Genomic DNA, 22,001 nt, shown 5'->3' on the forward strand with positions numbered 1-22,001 from the left:
ACACTTCAATAAAAATAGTAAATCACCATAATGGAAAAAGTATGAAGATTGACCCAATTTTTAAACAATTTTTAGCCGAGTCACTGCTGAAATCGCTGGTACGTAAACCAAGCCAATTTGCTCTTCCTCTTCCTGTACTGCGTACTGCGTTTAATCAGTTGGGCCGAGTCTTTCCCAAAAATCCTGAAGTCGAGATCCGGGCACTCCGGTTAGCCGGTGTTCGCGCAGAAGAAATCAAGCCCCAACCTAATGCTACCCAGATGATTCTACATATTCATGGTGGTGCTTTCTTTTTAGGAGGTTTGGCTACTCACCGGTCTTTTATGACTGAGCTTGCTGCCCGAACCCAGATGCAGGTCGTTCATATTGACTATCCTTTGGCACCAGAGCATCCATACCCCGAAGCTCTGGAAGCTGTATATGATATTTACCAGACTCTACTCGACCAAGATATTCAGCCCAAAGATATTATTCTGTCAGGTGATTCTTGTGGAGCTAATCTTGCATTAGCACTGATTTTACGACTCAAGCAGAATGAACAACCATTGCCGAGTGCACTGGTACTTATGTCACCATTTCTGGATCTGACCTTGACTAGTGAATCCTTACGCTACAACCGTAAACTTGATGCATTATTATCAGTCGAATTGTTGGAACGGGGTATTGAATACTATGTACCGCCTTCAATAGATACAGCAGACCCACAGGTTTCACCCTTATTTGGTGACTTCAGCGGTTTACCCCCAACTCTGGTTCAAGTCGGTTCTAAAGAAATTCTGCTAGATGATGCGCAGCGTTTTAAGGAAAAGGCCGAAGCTGCTGGAGTTGAGGTAGATTTTAAAATTTATACGGGTATGTGGCATAACTTTTCAATGTTCAGCGCCTGGTTTGATGAAAGTAAGCAGGCACTCGCTGACCTATCTGAATTTGCACATCGAATTGACCGCAGCTGATTTTTAATAAAATCAGAAAGATAGTGTCATTTTATTGTTCAATAGGACAGTCAATATAGTTTTATATTCTGTTTATTAATAATAACTAATATCAAATATCAGTAGAAGCCGGCATTTAAATAAATACCGGCTTTCTACTAATCTTATCTGTATTACTTCCTAAAACAGATAAGAAATACCTAAACCACCCTGATAATCTGGTGTGTCTCCTGCAAGGCCGACCCCGACGCTAGCATCCAGCTGGGTACGATTATTAACCTGATACATCAGGCCTGAAGCTAGAGAGGTTTCATCTGACCGGCTTTCTGCCTTACGATAAACGAATTCAGAAAAACCGGACAACTTGCCAGCAATCTGATATTCAAATGTAGGTACAGCAGTAACTGCCCAGTTACCATCTTGTACTTCATAACGCATTGTGATTGAAGTATTAACCAGATCATTATAAACATAGGCAACAGCAGAACTCAGACTATAAATATCATCTTCATTACTAAAACCACTATTACCGGTTGCCAGAACAGCTTCTGCCAGAATTGCCATCGATAGACGCTCATCACCTAAGTCTATGGCTTTTTTTACACCAATACTGATATCACCCAAACCGTCATCTTCTGTTGTTTTGCCATTATATTTAGTCTGGGTCCAGGCTGGTCCTTGCCAGCCTAGTTGTAATTCCAGGTCAGGCATTAAACCGGTCCGTAAAAGTGTATCGGCATTTAAATTTAATACTCTCTGTTTTTCGCCAGCCTGATAACTTTTATCATAACTTACTGTCGGTAATCCCTGTTCCCATGCAAGCTGGCCTACCGGTGTAATACTGGTACCAAAACCTGTACCTGGGCGGTCAAAAGAAAAATCGGCAGCCATCGTATGTACGGTTACAGTAGAAAGCATAACAAAAGATAAAGTTTTAGATAAATTCATAAGATTACTCAAAATCAGATTAATTCTTTCGACATTTTTGCGCCATTTTGACGTAGCAGTTCCAATGCATTTTTTTCTTCAGGTAGTGACTGTGTCCAGTCTATTTTATCAAAATCGCAGTCAAAGAATAATTCGCTGATCGATGTGAGAATAGTTTGACCTTCCTCATCACGAGTATTTGGATCTACTTTATGGTCAAGTAAACGTTGTATAGCAGGAGTACAGGCAGCACTTGCAGCATCCCAGAGTGGACCATAAAACTCTTCGGCATCCCATAGGTGTAAATTGGCTTTAGCTTCAATTAAAGCATCAAGTATCGCCAAATGTGGTTGTAATTTTTGCTGTTTTTCCTGCTCTGTCAAAGGTTGATCAGAAGCATAAGCTTCTGAAACGTCTTCCCACCATTGAAACAGGCCATCGCATACTACTGAAATAGGAGGACCTTTTTCAGGATCAATAAAATTCGGGTCGAGCCCCTCATTTAAAAGACGCTGTACCTGCTCCAGATCTAATTCTTCTATGGCCTGGATCAAGGCTTGTTGTGGGGCAGTTAACATATCTTGGCACTCTACAGGAAATTTTCTCCTATTATGCCGAAGAATTATTTATTTGTTGAAAGGAAATTGTTGAATAAAAATAATAAGCCATAAAAAAGCCCCTAAGGGGCTTTTTTTCTTACTCAGGTAATTCATCTGGTATTTCGAGAGTACCACCACGCTGAGGTTCATTTTTCTCAATTAAATGCTCGAGACTACGTTTCAATTTGTCTATAGCTCCATGAATGGCTAAATCGACACTCGGTGCTTTATGCTTGACTGCAACAGGTTTTAATCCGGAAGGACGGGCTTCGATCATACAACGGATATCGTCATCTCCACCTTTTAAGCCGTTCTCATCAGTGATATGAACTGAAAAATGAGTAATTCGCTCATTGTGACGTTCGAATTCTTGGTTTAGTTCTGCACGCACATAGCTAATCAGACGTTCACTGTTTTGAATATTTTTATCTGTACGGATTTCAATGTTCATAATCTCATCCTCTTCTTTCTGGTCGAATCTTACCTGTGCAAAACTTGTTGGAATTGACACATTATTACGGGTGACTTAAACACAATACTTAATGATTTACCGAGCAGTTTTTTGTGCCTATCCTCCTGTTTTAGCTCAATTCTCGCTAAAATTTTATTCATGCTGTTATCTTCAATATCGGGCTAAGTTTAAAAATATGCAAGTGAATTCTGTAAAAATTTCTAAAGCATACACAACGGTAACAACACATCACGCTTTTCCCTACAAACCTATTTAGATATATGCATAAATCCTGCTTTAATAAGCCATAGTGGTTTTTGAAGAACCTTGTCCCATATTTTCGAACCGGTTAGACATGCTCCCTTTATAAGAAGATTCATTTTGAGTTCATAGAATACAGAGATTAAGGTTGCAACTTGTTTTATAATCGGTATGATCTAAATATATAATTTTTCAGGCCTATTCCAGATAACTGGAGAAGGGCCAGTTTTTTTAACCAGAGAGTTTAAGGAAAATTTCAAGAGTTCCGCTTAAAATTCTTGATACATTCAGTTTCAGCTTTAATTCCGAGTTTATCTTATATTTGTTTTAGCGCGTCCACTTCGGTGGACTTTTTTTCTTTACTGCTTAAATTTTGTCTTTATTTTTAAACAATAGTGTGTATTCTTTATGCCGTCTACGGGGGAGAGACTGACATGAAATTTACACATATCGCACTGGCATGTGCTCTAGCAGCAACTGCGTCCATGGCTCAAGCCAAACCAGTCTGGCAGGATTTTAGTATTACCGGACTGTACGGTGAAAACTATGAACTTACTACAGAGCCGGAACAAACTACTGTAACCTTTGAATATGCAGCCAAATTACAATATGGTGATGTATTTGCCTTTGCAGACCGTACTGAAAGCGGCGGTGATAAAGGTACCTATTTTGAATTTTCTCCACGCTTAAGCCTGGGCGAAGTTTCGGGTAAAAAACTTTCTGCCGGCCCAGTTAAAGATGTACTGGTTTCAACCACTTGGGAAGGCAATAGCGGTGATGGAATTGAGAGTTTTAACAACTATCTCTACGGTATCGGTTTTGATTTAGCTATTCCTTATACTCAATATGCCAGCATCAACTTTTATCGCGCAAATAATGAAATCCAGAAAGATGACTGGCAGATGACACTCACTTATGGAGTACCATTCAAATTAGGCAGCCAAGACTTCCTGTTTGACGGATTTTTAGACTGGTCAACTGCAGAAGATGACGAAGTAGCTCATGCAAGTGAACTGAACTGGACCAGCCAGCTTAAATGGAATGCCGGTAAATATATTTCACCTGAAACCCGTCTTTACCTAGGTATTGAATATTCTCTCTGGAACAATAAATACGGTGTACCAGATGTACGCGAAAATAACGTAAGTGCGTTAGTAAAATACCATTTTTAAACAATAATTAAATGTTTAAAGCAGAGCCAAGGCTCTGCTTTTTAATACTTTGATTTTTTAACTTATATCAAAGTTCTACGCTGGACAGATTTTTTTTTAGCCTACACTACAATATCAGCCAGATTCCCTTTTTGTTCGAGCCAATGTTTGCGGTCACTAGAACGCTTCTTGGCCAGTAATTTGTCGAGCAAACCTGCTGTCAGTTGAATATCATCCAGATCAAGTTGTACCAGACGACGGGTATTTGGATCCATGGTGGTTTCACGAAGCTGGCTGGCATTCATTTCACCCAGACCTTTAAAACGGGTAATCTGTGGAGTTTTGGTTTTGGTCTTTTTCAGTATGGCTTCAAGTTCATCCTCATCCAGAGCGTAATGCACATCCTTACCATCATCAATTCTGAATAAAGGTGGCATAGCTACAAATAAGTGACCCTCTTCAACCAGAGCTGGAAAGTGTTTAACAAATAAGGCACAAAGCAAAGTGGCAATATGCAGACCATCCGAGTCGGCATCAGCCAAAATACAGACTTTCCCATAACGCAATTCGGACAGATCATCACTGCCTGGATCGACCCCGATAGCAATTGCGATATCATGGACTTCCTGAGAGCCAAGCACTTCATCGGAAGATACTTCCCAGGTGTTCAGAATTTTTCCCCGAATCGGCATGATTGCCTGGAAATTTTTGTCTCGCGCCTGTTTGGCACTACCGCCAGCTGAGTCCCCTTCTACAATAAATAGCTCACTATCTTCACGGGTCAAGCCGGCACAGTCGGCCAGTTTTCCAGGTAAAGCCGGACCCGAAACAATTTTTTTCCGCTCGACTTTTTTAGCCGCCTTCAGGCGCCGGCCAGCTTTAGAGATTGCCATTTCTGCCAGTTGCATGGCAATTTCAGAATTCTGGTTCAACCATAGGGTAAAAGCATCTTTAGCAATATTTTGCACAATCGATGATGCTTCACGGCTTGATAAACGTTCTTTGGTCTGACCAGAGAACTGCGGTTCCTGAAATTTTAAAGACAGGATATAATTTACCCCATCCCATACGTCTTCAGCCGAAAGCTTGAGATTACGGGGCAATAGATTACGCAGCTCACAGAATTCCCGTAATGCATCGGTAATGCCTGAACGCAAGCCATTTACATGCGTTCCTCCCTGAGCTGTTGGAATCAGGTTAACATAACTTTCCTGAATCTGTTCACCACCTTCGGTATTCCAGCAGATTGCAAATTCAGCACTGGCTCGTTCTGCCTCACCTGTTGCTACAAAAGCAGGCTGTGGAACAATCTCCCGCTCCTGCAGTTCATCCATAAGGTAATCGACCAGACCGTTTTCAAACTGCCATTCTATTTTTTCATTATTAATTTCATCAATATAATTAATTTTCAGACCAGCTGCCAATACTGCCTTGGCCTTCAAATTATGTTTGAGCGCCTTCAAGGCAAATTTTGGGCTGTCAAAATATCTGGTTTCTGGCCAAAACCGAACTGTGGTTCCACTGGCGCGCTTAGGTGCTTTACCTTCTAGAACTTCTAAGGGTGCAACCGGCTCTCCATGTTCAAAAGCCATTTTGTAAAGATTGCCCTGCCGTTGTACTTCAACCTCTACCCGGGTTGAAAGAGCATTCACTACAGAAATACCTACACCATGCAGACCACCCGAAAACTGGTAGTTATCGGTACTAAACTTACCTCCGGCATGCAGTTTGGTCAGAATAATTTCAATACCACTCTGACCGTATTCCGGATGAATATCAACCGGCATTCCACGCCCATTGTCCTCAACCGACAATGAACCATCCTTATAGACCTTAACCGCAATCTGGTTAGCATGTCCTGCCAGTGCTTCGTCTACAGCATTATCAATCACTTCCTGTGCCAGATGGTTAGGACGTGTGGTATCGGTATACATCCCTGGACGGCGACGGACCGGATCCAGACCAGAGAGAACTTCAAGTGATTGAGCCGTATATTGAGACACGTTGTACAATTTCCTTTATTTTATGGAATACGATAAAAATTCAAGCACCATGGGAAGTTTTTCTGCAAAATTGTCCATCCCATGGCTGCCATGCGCTTCAGTCATAATTAATGATGAATGTGCAGGCGCACTATAATAACGCTGGGCCTCTCGATAATCCAAAACTTCATCACCTTGTTGCAGTAATACCAAAACTTTTTCGGCATGCCGGGCAAAAGGAATTGCAAGCTGTTCAAGCTGCTGTAACTGGGCATTATCAAGCGTCCAGTGTTCGGTCACTGGATAGGGAACGGATTCTACAGCAAATAGTTTTCGAAAGAGTAACCATGGTCGCATAGCCGGATTAATCAGTACAGCTGGAATATTATGCTTAGCGACCAGTTGTGTCGCATAAAAGCCCCCCAGACTGCTTCCTACCAAAGCCACATGTTCTAAAGCCTCAATCAGCTCAGACATTTGTTTTAATGCCTCGACAGGCGGCATATTCAAGTCAGGCAGATGGATCTTGATGTCTGGTAAATGCTCTGCACAGTACTGTTTAAGCAGCCGCCCTTTAATAGAGTTCGAATTACTTTTAAAGCCATGTAAATAAATGATATTCATTAAAATATTTATTATCTCTGAATGTGTCCGAAATTTTAGACCCGAGTGTCTTCCTAAAAATTGATTATTACAGGAAAAAGCAGATTGTTGGACAAAAAAATGCAGCTCATCTCTCTATTCACAGTATGTTTAGCTCATCAGGGATGCGTAGTTTTTATACTCTTAAATATTTAAAAAATAAAGAGCCGGCTACATGTAACCAACAGGCTATCAGGACTATAAATATGCCAAGTTTGACGCCACTGCATGAAACCTATTGTAGATGGGACCGCACGCCACCCAGTCAGGCAGATCTCTTAGAGGGACTGGCACAGCTGGCATCCACCAGTTTAAGCGGTATACATGAACTGGTGCAGATGATTCACCGTGAATTATTATTAAACACATTAGGCATGAGTGAACAGCAGTCCAGATATTTTCAGGCCCTGCCCCGTGTAGAAAAGATTTACCAGTTTTCTTACCGGGCCCTGCAACGCTATGGCCATTATTTTCTTGCGCCCGGTTTACGTCAAGTTATTGAGCACTTTCCCGGCCTGCATCGCAAAGACCTGACACCGCAATTACATTCTCTAATTGGTATATTGAACGGTGTATTAGGTGATTATCTTTTAGCACAGCAAAATCCGCTCGCACTTCCTATGGTTCTGTATGAACACCATGGTCGGGTACAGCAGGGCCGGCTTAAAGGTAAAGTGGTTATTTTTGTACATGGACTCTGCATGAACCACCTGACCTGGACCAATTCAAATTTTACAGGTATTGGTGCGCATCTGCTGACACAACCGCATCCCGGTACTATGCTTTATTTAAACTATAATACGGGACGGCGAATTTCTGCCAATGGGCGCAGTTTTGCCAATTTACTGAATGACCTGATCCAGCGTAACCCTGATATTAGCCAGATTGACCTGATTGGTCATAGTATGGGAGGATTAGTGTCTCGTAGTGCCTTATTTTATGGCAAGCAAAATATGCAGGGCTGGTTGAGTAAAGTAGGGAATCTGGTTTGTCTGGGGTCGCCGCATCATGGCGCGGTTCTAGAGCGTTTTGGTTTTACCTTGCAGGAAAAGCTCGGACGTTTCCCCCTGATTAATATGATTGGTAACCTGGTAAATATTCGTAGTAATGGAATTATTGACTTGCGCCATGGCAGTGTTCGTGATGACGACTGGGAATATTTAGATGCGCGTATTGGAACAATGGATGACAGCCGTAAACCTGCGCCCCTGCCTTCACATATTCAGGCCTTTTTTGTAGCTGGTACAGTTGAAGCAGAACATATTAACAGCCGCGCTTTAAAGATTATTGGTGACTATCTGGTGAGTATTAAAAGTGCCTTGGGAGAACATCCCAATCCACGTTTCCAGCTCAAGGTACCTGAACACCACAAGGCAGTATTTTTCGGTTTGAACCATTTTGAGATCCAGTATCATACTCAGGTTGCTCAGCAGATTGTACAGTGGTTCTATCCTGATCCTCTGCTTGAAAATACACGTTTAGATCACTACATTCTGCACACAAAAAATATAAAACTTGAAGATATTGCTGAGACATAAAACATTAAAAATATAAAATATCCACTACTACTCTTAAATAATTTATGGCTCATAAATTATTTAATTATCTGAATTTGAAAAGCCAGCTTGATATATCTCAAGCTGACCTTTCGATATCTTATCAGGTAGATCCAGATTAATATTTTTTCTTGACTGCTTTGCTATAAGGATAATTACGTACCAGCTGCCATAAGCATAGCATTAACAAGATACAGAAAAATACCAGTGACCAGAACGGCAGCGACTGACCTAAAAATGTCCAGTCTACCATGGCACACTCGCCCGAACCGGTCAGAACCTGCTGAAAAACGGTTTTCAATGGCAGGGCATCTACCAGATAGTCCAGTCCCGGCCCACAGCTTGGCACTTGATCTGGTGGTAAATGCTGCAACCAGACGTGTCGCGCAGCAACACCTACAGACCAGATCATGGCTAAGGTCGCCAAAAAAGCGTAAAGACGTTTGACTATATTCGATACCGGATTATGAATTACTGCCACCAAGGCAACCAAGCCCATCGCAATCAGGCCAATTCGCTGGAAGACACATAAAGGGCAAGGTTCCAGGCCTTTGACATGTTCCAGATAAAGTGCAAATGCCATCCCTACAATACTGGCAATCAGCAATAAACCATTTACGAAGCGATAACTACCCCATTGCATGGATCAACCTCTTGTTATTTTCACTATTGATAATGGGCAAGATAATCTTCAAAACTGATACGGGTATCGGCTTCAAGCTGCTGTTGCTGCTCTAGCGATGTCTGTGCAAGTTTTGTAAAGTATTCCTGCTTCTCTGGTGTAAGTGCATGCTGTTCATAAAAATTGGCATGTTCTTGTGCAAGGTGGCTACCCAGATTCCAGGTTCCACCCCATTTTATCGTATCGGCAATTACATGGGCTGATAAGGTCTCATCAACCTGTTGAATACGCTGTTGCATCAGTTGCAGGGCATGGCTATACAGCTGGGTGTGATAGCCCTCATCCAGCAATACCGCCAGAGGCTGCATGGCTACAACATGTGCCTGAGCCCATTGTTCCAAAGATTGTTCCTGGCCACGTTCAGTGATGTGACTGTTGGGAGCGCGGCCCCGGTTAACCACTTCAGCCTGATTATTTTCAATCTGGTCCTGTTCTTCTGGCAGCAGGTCTGGACTGTCTTTAAGCAGACAATATAAAGCCAGCACTTCAAGGAAACCTGCAGTATTTTCGTCAATACCAATCGGATTATAAGGATTAATATCGACGGCCCGCAGTTCCACATAACCGACACCACGGTTTGCTAAAGCCTCAGATGGTGTTTCTCCATCTCTTGGTACCTGTTTTGGCCGGACCAGACTGTAATATTCATTTTCAATCTGGAGTACATGATCATTAATCTGGAGCGGTTCACCATCTGCGTCTTTTAGTCCCAGACGGCTAAACTTGGCATAAGGGGTTTTCACAGCTTTTTGTAGACCATCCAGGTAGCCGGACAGGTTGTTATAGTGAATACCTAGTTGTTTTTGTGCCGAATTCTGGTAGCCAAAACGCCCCATGCGTAATGCGGTAGCATATGGAAGATATAAAGTTCCTTTGACCAGTGGCAGCAAGTGATGTTCGCGACCTGTTAAGAAGCATTGACATACTGACGGACTAGCGCCCACCAGATACATTACCAGTGGCGTCAGGCGGATGAAATTACGGATTAGGCCAAAATAACGATGGCTGCGATAATCTTGCAAACTCAGCTGTGTTAAGGCTTTATCTTGCTCATGCTGCTGTAACTGTTCAAAGAGCTCATCGGGAAATGAAAGATTATAATGAACACCTGCAATAGTCTGCATACGCCGGCCATAACGCACCCCTAAGCCACGGCGGTATAGGGTTTTAAACCGGCCAATATTAGACGAGCCATATTGTGCCAGCTGAATACTGTCTTCTTCACGGTCCAGCATACATGGCATTGAAAGTGGCCAGAGTTTTTCCTGATGTTCAAGATGCTGGTAAACCAGTGCATGAATATCTGTCAGTTCAGCCAGCATGGTCTGAATATCAGGTTGGGGGGCCGTAATGAATTCCATCAAGGCTTCAGAGTAGTCAGTGGTAATATGCGGATGAGTGAGCGCCGCCCCCAGGCTGTGTGGATGCGGACCTTGAGAGATAAACCCATTACTTTGCATGCGCAGGCCTTCCCGTTCCACCCCGCGCAACATGCCTTTGAAGAGCGAAGAATCTACCCATGTTGGTATCAAAACTTGAGAGATTGATTCGGGTTGACTCATACATGGCTCACTTTTAAAAACTATTAATTCAAATCATCTAAGTCATGCAGTATAACGCGATTTACCCGCTCTACTGTGACAGTCAACTGATTTTCCGGCAATTATACTGCGTTTATCCCGGCAAATATTTATCACAATCTTGCTGTATAAGACACGGAAAATTTGTGATTTTATTGAAAAATAAATCTTGATAGGTATTAAAACTTATGAATTATCAGGAGATCCTCGATTTCTGGTTTAATCCTGAGCACCAGTCACTATGGTTTTCAAAAAGTGATACTTTTGATCAGAAAATACGGCAGAACTTTAGCAAAGTTCATGCACAAGCAGTTCAGGCAGAGCTCTGGTCATGGCGCAAAACAGCCGATGGACGCCTTGCCGAGATTATTGTTCTGGATCAGTTCTCCCGCAACCTTTATCGTGACCAGCCGCTGGCTTTTGCACAGGACGGGTTAGCTCTGGCTCTGGCCCAGGAAGCGATCAGCCTGAATCTGGATGCCCAGCTCAATCCTGAACAACGTTCTTTTTTATACATGCCATTCATGCACAGTGAATCAAAAATGATGCATGAATTTGCATTAAAGCTCTTTCAGCGTCTGGGTAATCCGGTTAATCTGGATTATGAAAAACGTCACAAGAAAATTATTGAACGTTTCGGGCGTTATCCGCATCGCAACAAAATTCTGGGCCGTGAATCAACTCCGGAAGAACTGGAATTCCTAGATCAGCCAGGAAGCAGCTTTTAACCTTCCTGCACTCCCCAGCCATTGTGCTGTCCTTCCTGATAGGAGGTGTATGATGAAAAATTTATCTATAGGTTTTGCTCTCGGTACAGCTCTGCTGCTTGGCGGTTGTGCTACTACCCCGCACAAGCCTTTGACATTTGACCAGTTGGGACAATTCTCAAGTTATGCTTTAAATGCGCAGACCTATCGTATCAGTTACCAAGCTCGTGACAATATCAGTTATGGGACTGCAGAAGAAATTACCCTGGTTAAAGCGGCACAGACCACAGTACAAAACGGTTTTCGCTATTTTAAAGTACTGGATGATCCGAGCAACCGTACCCAGCAGCCACCCCGTCAGGCAGTCGTCTATCCAAGCCGGTCCTATTATCCTTCTGCTTATTACCGGCGCTATCCCGGCTTCTGGCCAGATCCGTTTTATGATATGCCGCAAGTGGTAAATATTGACCCGGTTCAGGTTTCCTATACTATTGAATGTTACAAGGAGCAGAAAAATGTGCCTCAGGAGGCCTTTGATGCACGCCTTATTCTGTCATCTATTGGACAGAAATATGGAGTCAGTCCAACTGGTCAGCTCCTACAACCCCAGACTGCACCAGCCCAGGACACAACCAAATGATAAAAACAAAAATTAAGGACAAATAAAATTTTATGGCTGAACCTGTGACTTCTCCGAGTCTGAACCGTAGTAAACGTTATGCCACAATCGCTCTGGTTGTGGCGGTTATAGCCTGGCTCATACTCATTGCCATGGCCAAGCTCGTGCCAGAGTATGCCTGGCTAATCCAGATCCTGATGCTTGCTGCTGAAGCTGGAGTAGTGGGCGGGCTTGCTGACTGGTATGCGATTACAGTTCTGTTCCGGAATCCTTTTGGTCGTATTCCTATTCCGGCATTTTTAAAAGACCATACGGAAATCATTCCACGCAACAAGGATCGGATTGCCGTATCTATGGGCCGCTTTGTACAGGAAAACTTCCTGTCTCCATCAGTGGTAGAACGCAGTCTGCAAGATACTGATCTGGCCATGGCAGCCGGACGGTGGCTGGCTCAGCCAGATAACAATCTGCAAGTGGTACAGATTATTCAGCAGACTGTACCCAAAATTTTTGAATTTGTCGGGCAGGAGCAAATTGGCCGTTTTATCCAGAATAATAGTGTGCAGTGGGTACGTAATACCCAGATCAACACTTTAGCCAGTGAAATGTTGCGTGCTGTACTGGAAAATGATTTTCACCAGGATGTATTGCAGCGTGGGCTGGATCTGGCTCAGGACTGGATGAAGTCACATCCGGAAGAGACACGTGAGCTGACCCGTAAGCTGTTTAAGGAACTCGGTGTCTGGAAACTGGCAAGAGGCGCCAGCTGGATTGGTATTGATGTACAGCAGCGGACTGTTGATTCGATGCTTGGCCGGGTCGAGTCCATGCTGGCTGATCCCGAGCATCCGTGGCGACAGAGCATTGAACAATATGCAAGCCAGCTTATGCTGGAACTGACAGATGAAAATAGTCTGTCGAGTCAACGTCTGAACAGTGCCAAGGATGCCCTGCTCGACAGTCCGCAAGTACTTAACTTTATTAGTGGCGCGGTGGCTATATTGTGTAATGCTGTCAAGGACGATTTAGAAAAACCGGATTCAGGAATTGCTCTGAATTTAAGAGTTGCCATTCAGCAGGTGGGTGAGAACCTGATGCAGAATAGAGAAGTCCGTCACTTGCTGAATCAGCGGATGAGTAGTTTGGCTGTTAGCTTTAGTGACCAGTACAGTGACCGGGTGATTCATTTTATTAGTGAGCGGATTCATGAATGGGATTCGCGGGAAATGATTGACAAAATTGAGAACGAAGTGGGTGGCGACCTGCACATGATCCGTGTCAACGGCGTAGTCGTAGGCGCTTTTATCGGACTGACTCTCGGCATTATTCGCGCGCTGGTGGACTTTGCTTTTTAAGCTTGAGTTAAATTTAAAACGAGGTTTACGATATGTTTAAAGTAGAGTCTAAATTTGCCACACAGAACGTGACCATATTCAGTGTGATGACAGAAATGGCACAGCGCCTGAATGCACTAAACTTGTCTCAGGGTTTTCCAGATTTTCCAGCACCACCCGATCTGGTCGAGGTATTATGTAAAGCCAGTCGTGACGGCCATCATCAATATGCTCCCGGTGATGGCTTACTGACCCTTCGTGAACAGCTGGCTGCCCAGTTTTATAAACGGGACCAGATCAATATTGATCCACGGGCTCAGCTTACCATTACACCAGGCGCTACAATTGCTATTTTTTGCGCTATTCAAGCAATGATTCGTCCGGGTGATGAAGTAATTATTTTTGATCCGAGTTATGACAGCTATGTACCCAGTGTACAGATGATGGGAGGAAGCTGTAAGCGTATAGCCCTGCAAGCGCCAGAGTTCAAGGTTGACTGGGAGCATTTAAAACAACAGGTCAACTCTAAAACACGAATGATAGTCGTCAATACTCCACATAATCCGAGTGCTACTGTTTGGACACGTGAAGACTGGCAACAGTTGATTAAACTGGTGCAAGACACCAATATCGTGATTCTCAGCGATGAGGTGTATGAGCATCTGGTATTTGATGGCCGTCCGCATTTGAGTGCCCTCAGTTTTCCTGAGCTGGCCGAGCGCAGTTTTGTGATTGGTTCATTTGGTAAAACCTTTCATGTGACAGGTTGGAAAACAGGTTATTGTGCGGCTTCACCGCATCTCATGCGCCTGTTTCGTCAGGTTTATCAGTTTGTAAATTTCTGTGCGAATACTCCCTGCCAGGTAGCCTTGGCCAGCTATATGCAACAGCATCCGGAACATATTGAGCAGCTCGGCAGTTTTTATCAGGCCAAGCGAGACCTGTTTATTGAAGGATTAAAAGGTTCACGCTTCCAGTATGAAGTTCCTCAAGGCACTTATTTTCAGAATCTGGACTACAGCCAGATCTGCCCAGAACTGAATGATATGGAAATGTGTAAATTTTTGGCTGAACAGCATGGTATTGTGGCTATTCCTGTTTCTGCCTTTTATGAAAAACCGCCCTCTGAACTACGTTTGATCCGGTTCTGCTTTGCTAAACAGGAATCTACATTGCATAAAGCCTGCGAAATTTTACGCGGCTGCTAAACAGATACCACTATATTTGGCAGGAAGTTACTTAATTCATAGCGTTTTTCAGGTCAGCCCTATGTTAAGGTTATTTTAAAGATAATACTAAAAACAGGGAGAGTGCGACGCACTGTTATGGCACCACATCAAACTACTATACAGCAGCAGAAACTCTGGAAAACTTTTTTAGTTTTTCTTTTACCGTTAATTGCAACCAATATTCTGCAAAATCTGTCCGGGACAATTAATACGATCTTTGTCGGGCAGATGATGGGCGTCGAGGCAATTGCTGCCGTTTCCGTGTTTTTTCCAATTTTATTCTGCCTGATGGCATTTGTAATTGGGCTTTCAGCAGGAGCCACCGTACTGGTTGGCCAGGCTTGGGGTGCTCAGAATATTCAGAAGGTACGCTGCGTAGTTGGTTCTACCTTATTTATGACATTAATCGGCGGGATTATTGTGGCGTTACTGGGGGTTATATTTGCCGAGCATATTTTGCTTGCACTGGGTACAGACCCGGCTGTGATGCATTTATCACTTCCTTATGTCCGCTGGATGCTAGCTGGTAGTCCCCTGCTATTTATTTATATTATTTATACATCTATTTTACGGGGTGTCGGTGACAGTGTAACGCCACTGATTGCATTGGGTATGACCAGCCTGATCGGCTTAATGATCACTCCTATCCTGATCGCCAGTTATTTCGGCTTACCTAAAATGGGGATTATTGCACCGGCTATTGCGACTATTGTGGGCTATCTTGCGGTGCTGGGCTTTCTTGCAGTTTATCTGAATAAAAAACATCATCCTTTACGTCCAGACCGGGAGCTGTTCAGTTATATCCGTCATCAGCCAAAATTAAGTAAAATTATTTTAAGGCTAGGTATTCCTACTGGCATCCAGATGGTAACCACCTCTGTAGCTGGCCTGGTCATTGTGGGGCTGGTTAACCGTTTTGGTGCCCATGCTACAGCAGCTTATGGTGCAGTTAACCAGGTTTTAAACTATATCCAGTTCCCAGCACTCTCTATAGGTATCGCAGCTTCAATTTTTGCAGCCCAAGCGATTGGGGCGGGTAGAAACGATTTACTGTCACGGGTGAGCCGTACTGCGCTCGGCATGAATTTTGTCATCACTGGCATTCTGGTAATATTAGGCTATCTTTTCTCGAAGTATCTGATGGCACTTTTTATTACCGATCCGGAAGTAGTCGAGCTGGGTCAGCAGTTACTGTTTATTGTACTGTGGTCTATTCTGTTTTTTGGAGCCAGTGCCATTTTCGCCTCCATCATGCGTGCCAGTGGCACCGTAACTGTACCGATGCTCATCAATATCTTTGCTATTTTAGCGATTGAACTGCCATGCGCTTACTGGTTTAGTCAAATCTGGGGCCTTAAAGGAATCTGGTATGCCTATGCACTTGCTTTTGTAAGTCTCTGTATTTTACAAGGTTTGTATTACCAGTTTGTATGGAAGAAAAAAACTGTAGAGGTATTAATTTAAAATAATACCCTCTTCTTTTAGGTATTAAAAAGCCCAGAACCGATAATAGGATCTGGGCTTTTTTTATTTAGTATATTAATAAACAGTTATACGATCTGGTTACGTGGTTTTTTATTCATGCCAGTCAGCAGACCAGTAATATATTGGTATTTGGCCGGCATAACGCGCTGCAAGGCATCCAGAAATTTTGCATCATTACCAATCAATAGACGGCGCTTGTCTTTCAGTACTGCATCCAGAATTTGGCGAGCAGCCTCTTCTGGTGGAATACGGAGCAGTTTGTTGAATGAACTGACTGATTTTTCGGGATGCATGCCTAGTGATTTAAGACTTTGATTGACTTTAGCAGCATTGGCAATATTGGTACGAATACCGCCTGGATGCACACATAAGGCACTTACCCCACATTTTTGCAGGTCCAGTTCCTGACGTAATGATTCAGTAAAACCACGCACTGCAAATTTGGTCGCATTATAGGCAGACTGAGTAGGCTGAGCTGTCAGACCAAATAAACTGGAAATATTGACAATATGCCCATCACCACTCTTTTTCAGATAAGGCAGAAATTCTTTAGTGCCATATACTACGCCCCAGAAATTAATTCCGACAATCCATTCCAGCTCATCATAATTGGCACCTTCGACTGTTGAAGCTAAAGCAACGCCGGCATTATTAAAAATCAGATTTACCGACCCATGATTTCTGACAGTTTCTTCAGCCCATGCTTTTACTGCTTCACGATCTGCCACATCCACTATCTGGGTCGTGATTCGTACATTACTGTCTTTTAACAGTTCGACAGTCTTTTGCAGGCCTTGCGCATTAACATCACTTAAAGACAAATGGCAGCCCTGTTTAGCCAGCAAAACCGCCAGCTGTTGGCCAATCCCTGAGCCTGCACCTGTAATGGCAGCAACTTTATTTTTAAAATTCTTCATGCATGTTCCTTTATTTTTCTCTCTGCAGTGGCAGATAGATAGCAAATTTCCTTTTCAATATAATTTTGACAATTCATATTGTCAATATTTCTTTAAAGTTAAAAATGCATGAAAAATAAACGGCAGTATCTGACAGCACCTTCGTTTAAAAAACTTGTTAAAATGGCTGCCATAGAATTCTATAGATAATAGGTAAAGATGAGTCAGTCAGAATATGCTCAGGAGCCACAGGCAGATACAGTTGCCAGTTCGAGGGAACGTCAGTTCAAGGGATTATCTCTGTCAGAACGTAAACTTGCACGTCGCACCAAGCTGATTGAAGCCGGAATTGAGGCTTACGGTACTCAAGGTTTTTTTTCAGTTACGGTTAAAGATATTTGCCGTGAAGCCGGACTGACTGAACGTTATTTTTATGAATCTTTTAAGAAAAGTGAACAGCTGTTCCAGACTATTTTTCTCCAGCTGATTGAAGAGCTACAGCAAAGGGTAATGCAGGCTATTATGCAGGCTTCGCCTAATCCTGATAAAATGATTGAAGCCGGCTTACGGGCTTTACTCAACATGTTAAAAGATGATCCACGGGTTGCACGTATCATTTATGTGGATGCCATGCTGGTTCAGGAATTGCATAACCAGGCTACCATTCAGGAAACCATGCTGCGTTTTGATCGAATGATTCAGGCTTTTGTGATGTTAATGATGCCGCATCTAAGCCGTAGCCAGCATGAGGTTTCACTGATTGCGACTGGCCTGAACGGTTATGTCACACAGCTGGCAATTCGCTGGGTTATGGGCGGTTTTAAACAGAGTCTTGAAGATATACTGGCAGCAGCCCAAGTGGTATTTATGGCATTATTAGAAAAATTTGAGAAATAGTCTTTCTTTAAATTGTGAGCTGATCGCTTATCTTTCTTAATTTAATATTGTGATAATTTCTGAATTATTAATACCATACTTTCGCAGAGCTGCTATTTGAATGTAATATTTGTCACAAATAATTGCTAAAATAGAGTTTGTCTCCATTTTTGCAATGATACTGTCATAATTTATCTTTGTAATAAGCCTGTCATAAATAAAAACGGTTCACCGTTAATAACGAATAGGGTATTGCGCTGTGAAAGATGATTATATTTTAATTGTAGATGATGAATTACCGATCCGTGAAATGATTCATACCTCTCTGGACATGGCAGGTTTTCAATGTCTGCAAGCTGAAGATGCCAAGCAGGCTCATCAGATGATTGTTGATCAGCGCCCGGCCCTGATTCTTCTGGACTGGATGATGCCAGGCGGCATCAGTGGTGTTGATCTGTGTCGCCGTCTGAAGCGCGATGAAAATCTTTCTGAAATTCCGGTAATTATGCTCACTGCCCGTGGCGAAGAGGACCATAAAGTACAAGGCCTTGATGCCGGTGCAGATGATTACATGACCAAGCCATTCTCAACTCGTGAACTGGTTTCCCGAATTAAAGCTGTACTGCGCCGTGCCAATGCCTTGAGCGGTGAGAAAACAATTGATGCAAATGGCCTGCTATTAGATCCGGTCAGTCAACGTGTCAGCTTTGGTGATTCCATTCTGGAAATGGGGCCAACCGAGTATCGCTTACTGGCGTTCTTCATGACTCATCCAGAGCGTGCTTATACCCGTGCCCAGTTACTTGACCAGGTCTGGGGCGGAAATGTATATATTGAAGATCGTACCATTGATGTACATATCCGACGTTTACGCAAGGTGCTTGAGCCTTATGGTGCCGACCGCTTTGTACAGACTGTACGTGGAACCGGTTACCGCTTCTCGACCCGTGCTGATGTCGCTCTAGGTTAAACTGACTTTATGTATGAACCATATCCGGTTCCTGAGCTGGCCCGGGACTACAAAAAATTCCGATACAGCAGTTTGTGGACTTTTGCTAAACAGGACTTACGGCTGCTGGTCTTTCTACTGCTCGTTGCCAGTCTGATCGGTTTCGGGATCGGCTATTTCTGGAGCTGTATTTTCATTGGCTTTGTCGTGTTTTTTGCTTTTCAACTACGGTCCTTATATTTAGTAAATGAATGGATTTCTAACCGGCCTTATGATGCTCCACCTAATTTAAACGGTATCTGGGGAGCACTCCTGTTTAATGTATACCGGGCCCAGCGTCAGGAACGCATCGTGCAGGCAGAAATGGTCGGACTGATTGACCGGGCGCAATCTTCATTAGTCGCACTGTCTGAAGCAGTAATGCTGATTGATGATCTGAACCAGATAGAATGGTTTAATCCGGCTACTGAAAAACTGCTTGGTATACAGCCCCTAGATCGTGGTCGTAATCTGCTCACGATACTACGCCAGCCTATTTTTATTGAATATTTTCAAAATATTGATCAGGCGCCAGATGGCATCAAGATGAAGTCGCCCGTGCATGAAGACCACTATGTGCAAATCAAGCTAACCCGTTTTGGTGGCGAAAGTCATTTGCTGGTGGCTTATGATGTTACTCGCATGCAAAACCTGGAACAGATGCGTAAAGATTTTGTCGACAATATTTCGCATGAATTACGCACCCCGCTCACTGTATTAAGTGGCTACATTGAGACTTTTACCGATCAGGAAGATTTGAATCCACGCTGGAAACGGGCATTTGACCAGATGCAGGCACAAACCAAGCGCATGAATTCTCTGGTTAATGACTTGTTGCTGTTATCACGTCTTGAAAATAACAAGAAAATTGCCAAGAACCAGATTGTGGAAATGCCCGGTCTAATGAACCAGCTTTTTGATGATGCTCAGGCCTATAATGTCGATTATGGCCATACGCTTAATCTGGACATAGACAGCCATTGTGACCTGATCGGTTCAGATATGGAACTGGCTAGTGCCTTTAGCAACCTGATTACCAATGCCATTAAATATACGCCCAAGGGCGGTACAATTACTATCGGCTGGCATGATGATGCTGAACATGGCTATTTTACCGTACAGGATACAGGCATCGGAATTGACCCACGGCACCTACCAAGACTGACTGAACGTTTCTACCGGGTGGATAGTGCCCGCAGCCGGCAAACCGGCGGTACCGGATTAGGCCTTGCGATCGTCAAGCATGTACTCATGCAGCATAATGCCTATCTGGAAATTGAATCCAAGGAAAATGAAGGCTCGACCTTCAAAGCTGTCTTCCCTAAAGAACGCCTATATCATTTAAACTAGAACTATAAAAAATGCGCCTCAAGGCGCATTTTTTATTATTGGTCTTCTAAAGAGCCTGACCCAGTTTCTGTCCCATAGTCACCACAGAATTAGCCTTAAATTCCGCATCCCAAGCCATTTTATCCTGTTCAAATAAAATTACAGCAGTTGAGCCCAAGTAAAAACGTCCCAGTTCGGCACCCTTTTCCAGTACCACGTTATGCTGGTTCAGCTCAAGACGACCGGACGGTTTTACTTTTCCAGTAACCACTGTTTCAATTCCAGCCACAATCATGGCACCTACCATGACTACCGCCATGCGTCCCAGTTCGGTATCGAACAGACAGACCATACGCTCATTACGTGCAAACAGGCCAGGAATATTCTCGGCAGTAATCCGGTTAACTGAAAACAGCTCACCTGGAATATACAGGGTTTCAGTTAGTGTACCCGTTATTGGCATATGGACACGATGATAATCCCGCGGAGAAAGATAGACCGTAGCAAACTGGCCATGTTTAAATGGCTCTGCCAGTTGTGGATCACCGATGAGTTTCTCGACAGAAAAACTTTGTCCTTTCGCCTGAAAAATATCACCGTCATGGATCGTACCCAGCTGTGAGATAGCGCCATCGGCTGGTGAAACGATACTCTTAGGATCAGCATCTACCATACGCACACCTTCGCGTAGGGCACGGGTAAAAAACTCGTTAAAAGATTTATATTTTAAAGCATTAACCTGCTCGGCAATTGACATATCTACGCCATAGCGGGTTTTAAAGGTCTGAATGACCGCCGCACGTACCAGCGGGTTCTCACTGGCAGCAATTTTACCGACTACCCGGCTTAGCTGATGCTGGGGAACCAGGCGCTGGGCCCGAATAAAGATATTTTTTTTCAGACGTGATGTGAGGCTCAAAACGGCAACTCTCCGGTAATAATAGGGCTGTCGAGGCGATTGCCCCATTCACTCCATGCACCATCATAAGCCTGTATTTCCCAGTCGAGAAGTCGGCCCAGTATATAAGCCAGCCCAGAGCGATGATGCGATTGACAATACACCACGACAGGCTGGTCCAGCTGAAAACCTGCATTCTGCAGATTTTGTCGGGTGCGTTCTAGCGGATGCAATTTTAGATGATTTTGTCGGTCAAGGGCAGTACTCCATTCAAAATGGCGAGCACCTGGAATATGTCCACCACGACGGGCGGCAAGACGCAGGCCTGTATACTCATCAAAGGTTCGGCAATCCCATAGCTGGGTGCTATCTTCTTTAATCATTTGACGAAGCAGATCATATTTTACCCGATATTTCTCAATTTGGCCAAGGTCAACCTGTACCAGTGTATCAGCGGCTTTAATAACCACCTGTTCAGATGAAGTAGGTAAACCGGCAGCCAGCCAGCCATGAATACCACCATTTAGCAGACTGGTCTGTTCAAAACCCAAGCAATGCAGGTTCCAGAGCAAGCGTCCTGCCCATGCCCCGCCTTCATCATCGTAAGCAACTACATGATGTTCTGGAGAAATTTGTAAATATTCAATTAGTGCCTGCAGGCCCAGCTCATCTGGGAGCAGGCCAGAGGCTTGCTCTTCATGACGCACTAATAATTTAGGTTTTAAATGTAAAGCGTGCGGAATATGCAGTTGCTGATAAACCGATTCTCGGCTCAAGTCGACAATACGCAGTTTCGGATGACCCAGCTGTGGCAAAAGTTCCTCGGCTTCGATCAGTAAACCAAAGTTAAAATCAGGTGTCATCATTACACTTATTT

Annotated in this window: 21 protein-coding genes; 11 read left to right on the plus strand and 10 right to left on the minus strand. The window is 43.6% G+C overall.

All coding sequences use genetic code 11. The features are described 5' to 3' along the window. The first annotated feature begins 41 nt into the window (after window positions 1–41). Window positions 42–953 (plus strand): alpha/beta hydrolase, encoded by a 912-nt coding sequence (locus tag ACRAD_RS13700; protein WP_005017796.1) that lies wholly within the window; start codon window positions 42–44, stop codon window positions 951–953. Window positions 954–1,112: 159 nt separating this feature from the next. Here the strand turns inward: ACRAD_RS13700 and ACRAD_RS13705 are convergent, their stop codons facing one another. From ACRAD_RS13705 to ACRAD_RS13715, 3 genes are all read right to left on the minus strand, one after another. Beyond that, the gene (locus ACRAD_RS13705; protein WP_005024019.1) at window positions 1,113–1,880 is read right to left on the minus strand and encodes a transporter; all 768 of its coding nucleotides are present in this window, start codon (window positions 1,878–1,880) and stop codon (window positions 1,113–1,115) included. A 14-nt stretch (window positions 1,881–1,894) separates the two neighbouring features. Beyond that, complete coding sequence (locus tag ACRAD_RS13710) at window positions 1,895–2,437, minus strand: ankyrin repeat domain-containing protein (RefSeq protein ID WP_005017789.1); 543 nt, start codon at window positions 2,435–2,437, stop codon at window positions 1,895–1,897. Window positions 2,438–2,555: 118 nt separating this feature from the next. Continuing rightward, a complete protein-coding gene (locus tag ACRAD_RS13715; protein WP_005017781.1) occupies window positions 2,556–2,909 on the minus strand; it encodes an HPF/RaiA family ribosome-associated protein in 354 nt (117 codons plus the stop codon). A 695-nt stretch (window positions 2,910–3,604) separates the two neighbouring features. Between ACRAD_RS13715 and ACRAD_RS13720 the strand changes: the two genes are divergently transcribed. Beyond that, a complete protein-coding gene (locus ACRAD_RS13720) occupies window positions 3,605–4,342 on the plus strand; it encodes an outer membrane protein OmpK (RefSeq protein WP_005024016.1) in 738 nt (245 codons plus the stop codon). A gap of 101 nt (window positions 4,343–4,443) precedes the next feature. Here the strand turns inward: ACRAD_RS13720 and parE are convergent, their stop codons facing one another. Continuing rightward, entirely contained in the window at window positions 4,444–6,324 is a 1,881-nt protein-coding gene (gene parE, locus ACRAD_RS13725; RefSeq protein WP_005017778.1) for a DNA topoisomerase IV subunit B, read from the minus strand. 15 nt (window positions 6,325–6,339) lie between these two features. Then, complete coding sequence (locus tag ACRAD_RS13730) at window positions 6,340–6,927, minus strand: YqiA/YcfP family alpha/beta fold hydrolase (RefSeq protein ID WP_005024014.1); 588 nt, start codon at window positions 6,925–6,927, stop codon at window positions 6,340–6,342. 224 nt (window positions 6,928–7,151) lie between these two features. Between ACRAD_RS13730 and ACRAD_RS13735 the strand changes: the two genes are divergently transcribed. Next, window positions 7,152–8,483 carry an alpha/beta fold hydrolase gene (locus tag ACRAD_RS13735; RefSeq protein WP_005024011.1) on the plus strand — a complete coding sequence of 444 codons (1,332 nt, stop codon included), beginning with the start codon at window positions 7,152–7,154 and terminating at the stop codon, window positions 8,481–8,483. Between the two features lie 136 nt (window positions 8,484–8,619). Here the strand turns inward: ACRAD_RS13735 and ACRAD_RS13740 are convergent, their stop codons facing one another. Continuing rightward, the gene (locus tag ACRAD_RS13740) at window positions 8,620–9,144 is read right to left on the minus strand and encodes a disulfide bond formation protein B (protein ID WP_005024008.1); all 525 of its coding nucleotides are present in this window, start codon (window positions 9,142–9,144) and stop codon (window positions 8,620–8,622) included. A gap of 23 nt (window positions 9,145–9,167) precedes the next feature. After that, window positions 9,168–10,745 carry a glutamate--cysteine ligase gene (gshA, locus tag ACRAD_RS13745; RefSeq protein WP_005024007.1) on the minus strand — a complete coding sequence of 526 codons (1,578 nt, stop codon included), beginning with the start codon at window positions 10,743–10,745 and terminating at the stop codon, window positions 9,168–9,170. 206 nt (window positions 10,746–10,951) lie between these two features. Between gshA and ACRAD_RS13750 the strand changes: the two genes are divergently transcribed. From ACRAD_RS13750 to ACRAD_RS13770, 5 genes are all read left to right on the plus strand, one after another. Further along, window positions 10,952–11,491 (plus strand): DUF924 family protein, encoded by a 540-nt coding sequence (locus tag ACRAD_RS13750; RefSeq protein ID WP_005017768.1) that lies wholly within the window; start codon window positions 10,952–10,954, stop codon window positions 11,489–11,491. A 52-nt stretch (window positions 11,492–11,543) separates the two neighbouring features. Next, complete coding sequence (locus ACRAD_RS13755) at window positions 11,544–12,110, plus strand: CC0125/CC1285 family lipoprotein (protein WP_005024005.1); 567 nt, start codon at window positions 11,544–11,546, stop codon at window positions 12,108–12,110. A 32-nt stretch (window positions 12,111–12,142) separates the two neighbouring features. Beyond that, on the plus strand, window positions 12,143–13,444 hold the full coding sequence (locus tag ACRAD_RS13760; protein WP_005024003.1) for a DUF445 domain-containing protein: 1,302 nt from the start codon (window positions 12,143–12,145) through the stop codon (window positions 13,442–13,444). A 32-nt stretch (window positions 13,445–13,476) separates the two neighbouring features. After that, window positions 13,477–14,631: a methionine aminotransferase gene (locus tag ACRAD_RS13765; protein ID WP_005024002.1), complete on the plus strand. Its 1,155-nt coding sequence runs from the start codon at window positions 13,477–13,479 to the stop codon at window positions 14,629–14,631. Window positions 14,632–14,748: 117 nt separating this feature from the next. Next, window positions 14,749–16,116 (plus strand): MATE family efflux transporter, encoded by a 1,368-nt coding sequence (locus ACRAD_RS13770; RefSeq protein WP_005024000.1) that lies wholly within the window; start codon window positions 14,749–14,751, stop codon window positions 16,114–16,116. Between the two features lie 86 nt (window positions 16,117–16,202). Here ACRAD_RS13770 and ACRAD_RS13775 read toward each other — a convergent pair whose 3' ends face one another. Further along, entirely contained in the window at window positions 16,203–17,054 is an 852-nt protein-coding gene (locus tag ACRAD_RS13775; protein WP_005023998.1) for an SDR family NAD(P)-dependent oxidoreductase, read from the minus strand. Window positions 17,055–17,252: 198 nt separating this feature from the next. On the opposite strand from ACRAD_RS13775, the gene ACRAD_RS13780 reads away from it, so the two are divergent. The 3 genes from ACRAD_RS13780 to phoR all read left to right on the plus strand — a co-directional run bounded on the left by ACRAD_RS13780 (window position 17,253) and on the right by phoR (window position 20,247). Then, window positions 17,253–17,930: a TetR/AcrR family transcriptional regulator gene (locus tag ACRAD_RS13780; protein WP_005023996.1), complete on the plus strand. Its 678-nt coding sequence runs from the start codon at window positions 17,253–17,255 to the stop codon at window positions 17,928–17,930. A 238-nt stretch (window positions 17,931–18,168) separates the two neighbouring features. Then, complete coding sequence (gene phoB, locus ACRAD_RS13785; RefSeq protein WP_005017756.1) at window positions 18,169–18,879, plus strand: phosphate regulon transcriptional regulator PhoB; 711 nt, start codon at window positions 18,169–18,171, stop codon at window positions 18,877–18,879. Window positions 18,880–18,888: 9 nt separating this feature from the next. Further along, window positions 18,889–20,247 (plus strand): phosphate regulon sensor histidine kinase PhoR, encoded by a 1,359-nt coding sequence (gene phoR / locus ACRAD_RS13790; RefSeq protein ID WP_005023994.1) that lies wholly within the window; start codon window positions 18,889–18,891, stop codon window positions 20,245–20,247. Window positions 20,248–20,293: 46 nt separating this feature from the next. Here the strand turns inward: phoR and asd are convergent, their stop codons facing one another. Then, window positions 20,294–21,145 (minus strand): archaetidylserine decarboxylase, encoded by an 852-nt coding sequence (gene asd, locus ACRAD_RS13795; RefSeq protein WP_005023992.1) that lies wholly within the window; start codon window positions 21,143–21,145, stop codon window positions 20,294–20,296. Then, window positions 21,142–21,990, minus strand: a complete 849-nt coding sequence (locus ACRAD_RS13800; RefSeq protein ID WP_005023990.1) for a sulfurtransferase — start codon at window positions 21,988–21,990, stop codon at window positions 21,142–21,144. The genes asd and ACRAD_RS13800 overlap by 4 nt, the downstream gene beginning before the upstream one ends. Between the last annotated feature and the right edge of the window lie 11 nt (window positions 21,991–22,001).

It is taken from the genome of Acinetobacter radioresistens DSM 6976 = NBRC 102413 = CIP 103788 (assembly GCF_006757745.1).
Lineage (GTDB): Bacteria > Pseudomonadota > Gammaproteobacteria > Pseudomonadales > Moraxellaceae > Acinetobacter > Acinetobacter radioresistens.

Excerpts from the sequence above, each read along its gene's own strand:
- ACRAD_RS13770 (WP_005024000.1), top strand. The coding sequence starts at position 14,749 with ATGGCACCACATCAAACTACTATACAGCAGCAGAAACTCTGGAAAACT.
- ACRAD_RS13780 (WP_005023996.1), top strand. The coding sequence starts at position 17,253 with ATGAGTCAGTCAGAATATGCTCAGGAGCCACAGGCAGATACAGTTGCC.
- ACRAD_RS13755 (WP_005024005.1), top strand. The coding sequence starts at position 11,544 with ATGAAAAATTTATCTATAGGTTTTGCTCTCGGTACAGCTCTGCTGCTT.
- ACRAD_RS13775 (WP_005023998.1), bottom strand. The coding sequence starts at position 17,054 with ATGAAGAATTTTAAAAATAAAGTTGCTGCCATTACAGGTGCAGGCTCA.
- ACRAD_RS13800 (WP_005023990.1), bottom strand. The coding sequence starts at position 21,990 with ATGATGACACCTGATTTTAACTTTGGTTTACTGATCGAAGCCGAGGAA.
- ACRAD_RS13705 (WP_005024019.1), bottom strand. The coding sequence starts at position 1,880 with ATGAATTTATCTAAAACTTTATCTTTTGTTATGCTTTCTACTGTAACC.
- gshA (WP_005024007.1), bottom strand. The coding sequence starts at position 10,745 with ATGAGTCAACCCGAATCAATCTCTCAAGTTTTGATACCAACATGGGTA.
- ACRAD_RS13700 (WP_005017796.1), top strand. The coding sequence starts at position 42 with ATGAAGATTGACCCAATTTTTAAACAATTTTTAGCCGAGTCACTGCTG.
- ACRAD_RS13730 (WP_005024014.1), bottom strand. The coding sequence starts at position 6,927 with ATGAATATCATTTATTTACATGGCTTTAAAAGTAATTCGAACTCTATT.
- ACRAD_RS13760 (WP_005024003.1), top strand. The coding sequence starts at position 12,143 with ATGGCTGAACCTGTGACTTCTCCGAGTCTGAACCGTAGTAAACGTTAT.
- ACRAD_RS13740 (WP_005024008.1), bottom strand. The coding sequence starts at position 9,144 with ATGCAATGGGGTAGTTATCGCTTCGTAAATGGTTTATTGCTGATTGCC.
- phoR (WP_005023994.1), top strand. The coding sequence starts at position 18,889 with ATGTATGAACCATATCCGGTTCCTGAGCTGGCCCGGGACTACAAAAAA.
- ACRAD_RS13735 (WP_005024011.1), top strand. The coding sequence starts at position 7,152 with ATGCCAAGTTTGACGCCACTGCATGAAACCTATTGTAGATGGGACCGC.
- ACRAD_RS13750 (WP_005017768.1), top strand. The coding sequence starts at position 10,952 with ATGAATTATCAGGAGATCCTCGATTTCTGGTTTAATCCTGAGCACCAG.
- ACRAD_RS13710 (WP_005017789.1), bottom strand. The coding sequence starts at position 2,437 with ATGTTAACTGCCCCACAACAAGCCTTGATCCAGGCCATAGAAGAATTA.
- ACRAD_RS13715 (WP_005017781.1), bottom strand. The coding sequence starts at position 2,909 with ATGAACATTGAAATCCGTACAGATAAAAATATTCAAAACAGTGAACGT.
- ACRAD_RS13765 (WP_005024002.1), top strand. The coding sequence starts at position 13,477 with ATGTTTAAAGTAGAGTCTAAATTTGCCACACAGAACGTGACCATATTC.
- ACRAD_RS13720 (WP_005024016.1), top strand. The coding sequence starts at position 3,605 with ATGAAATTTACACATATCGCACTGGCATGTGCTCTAGCAGCAACTGCG.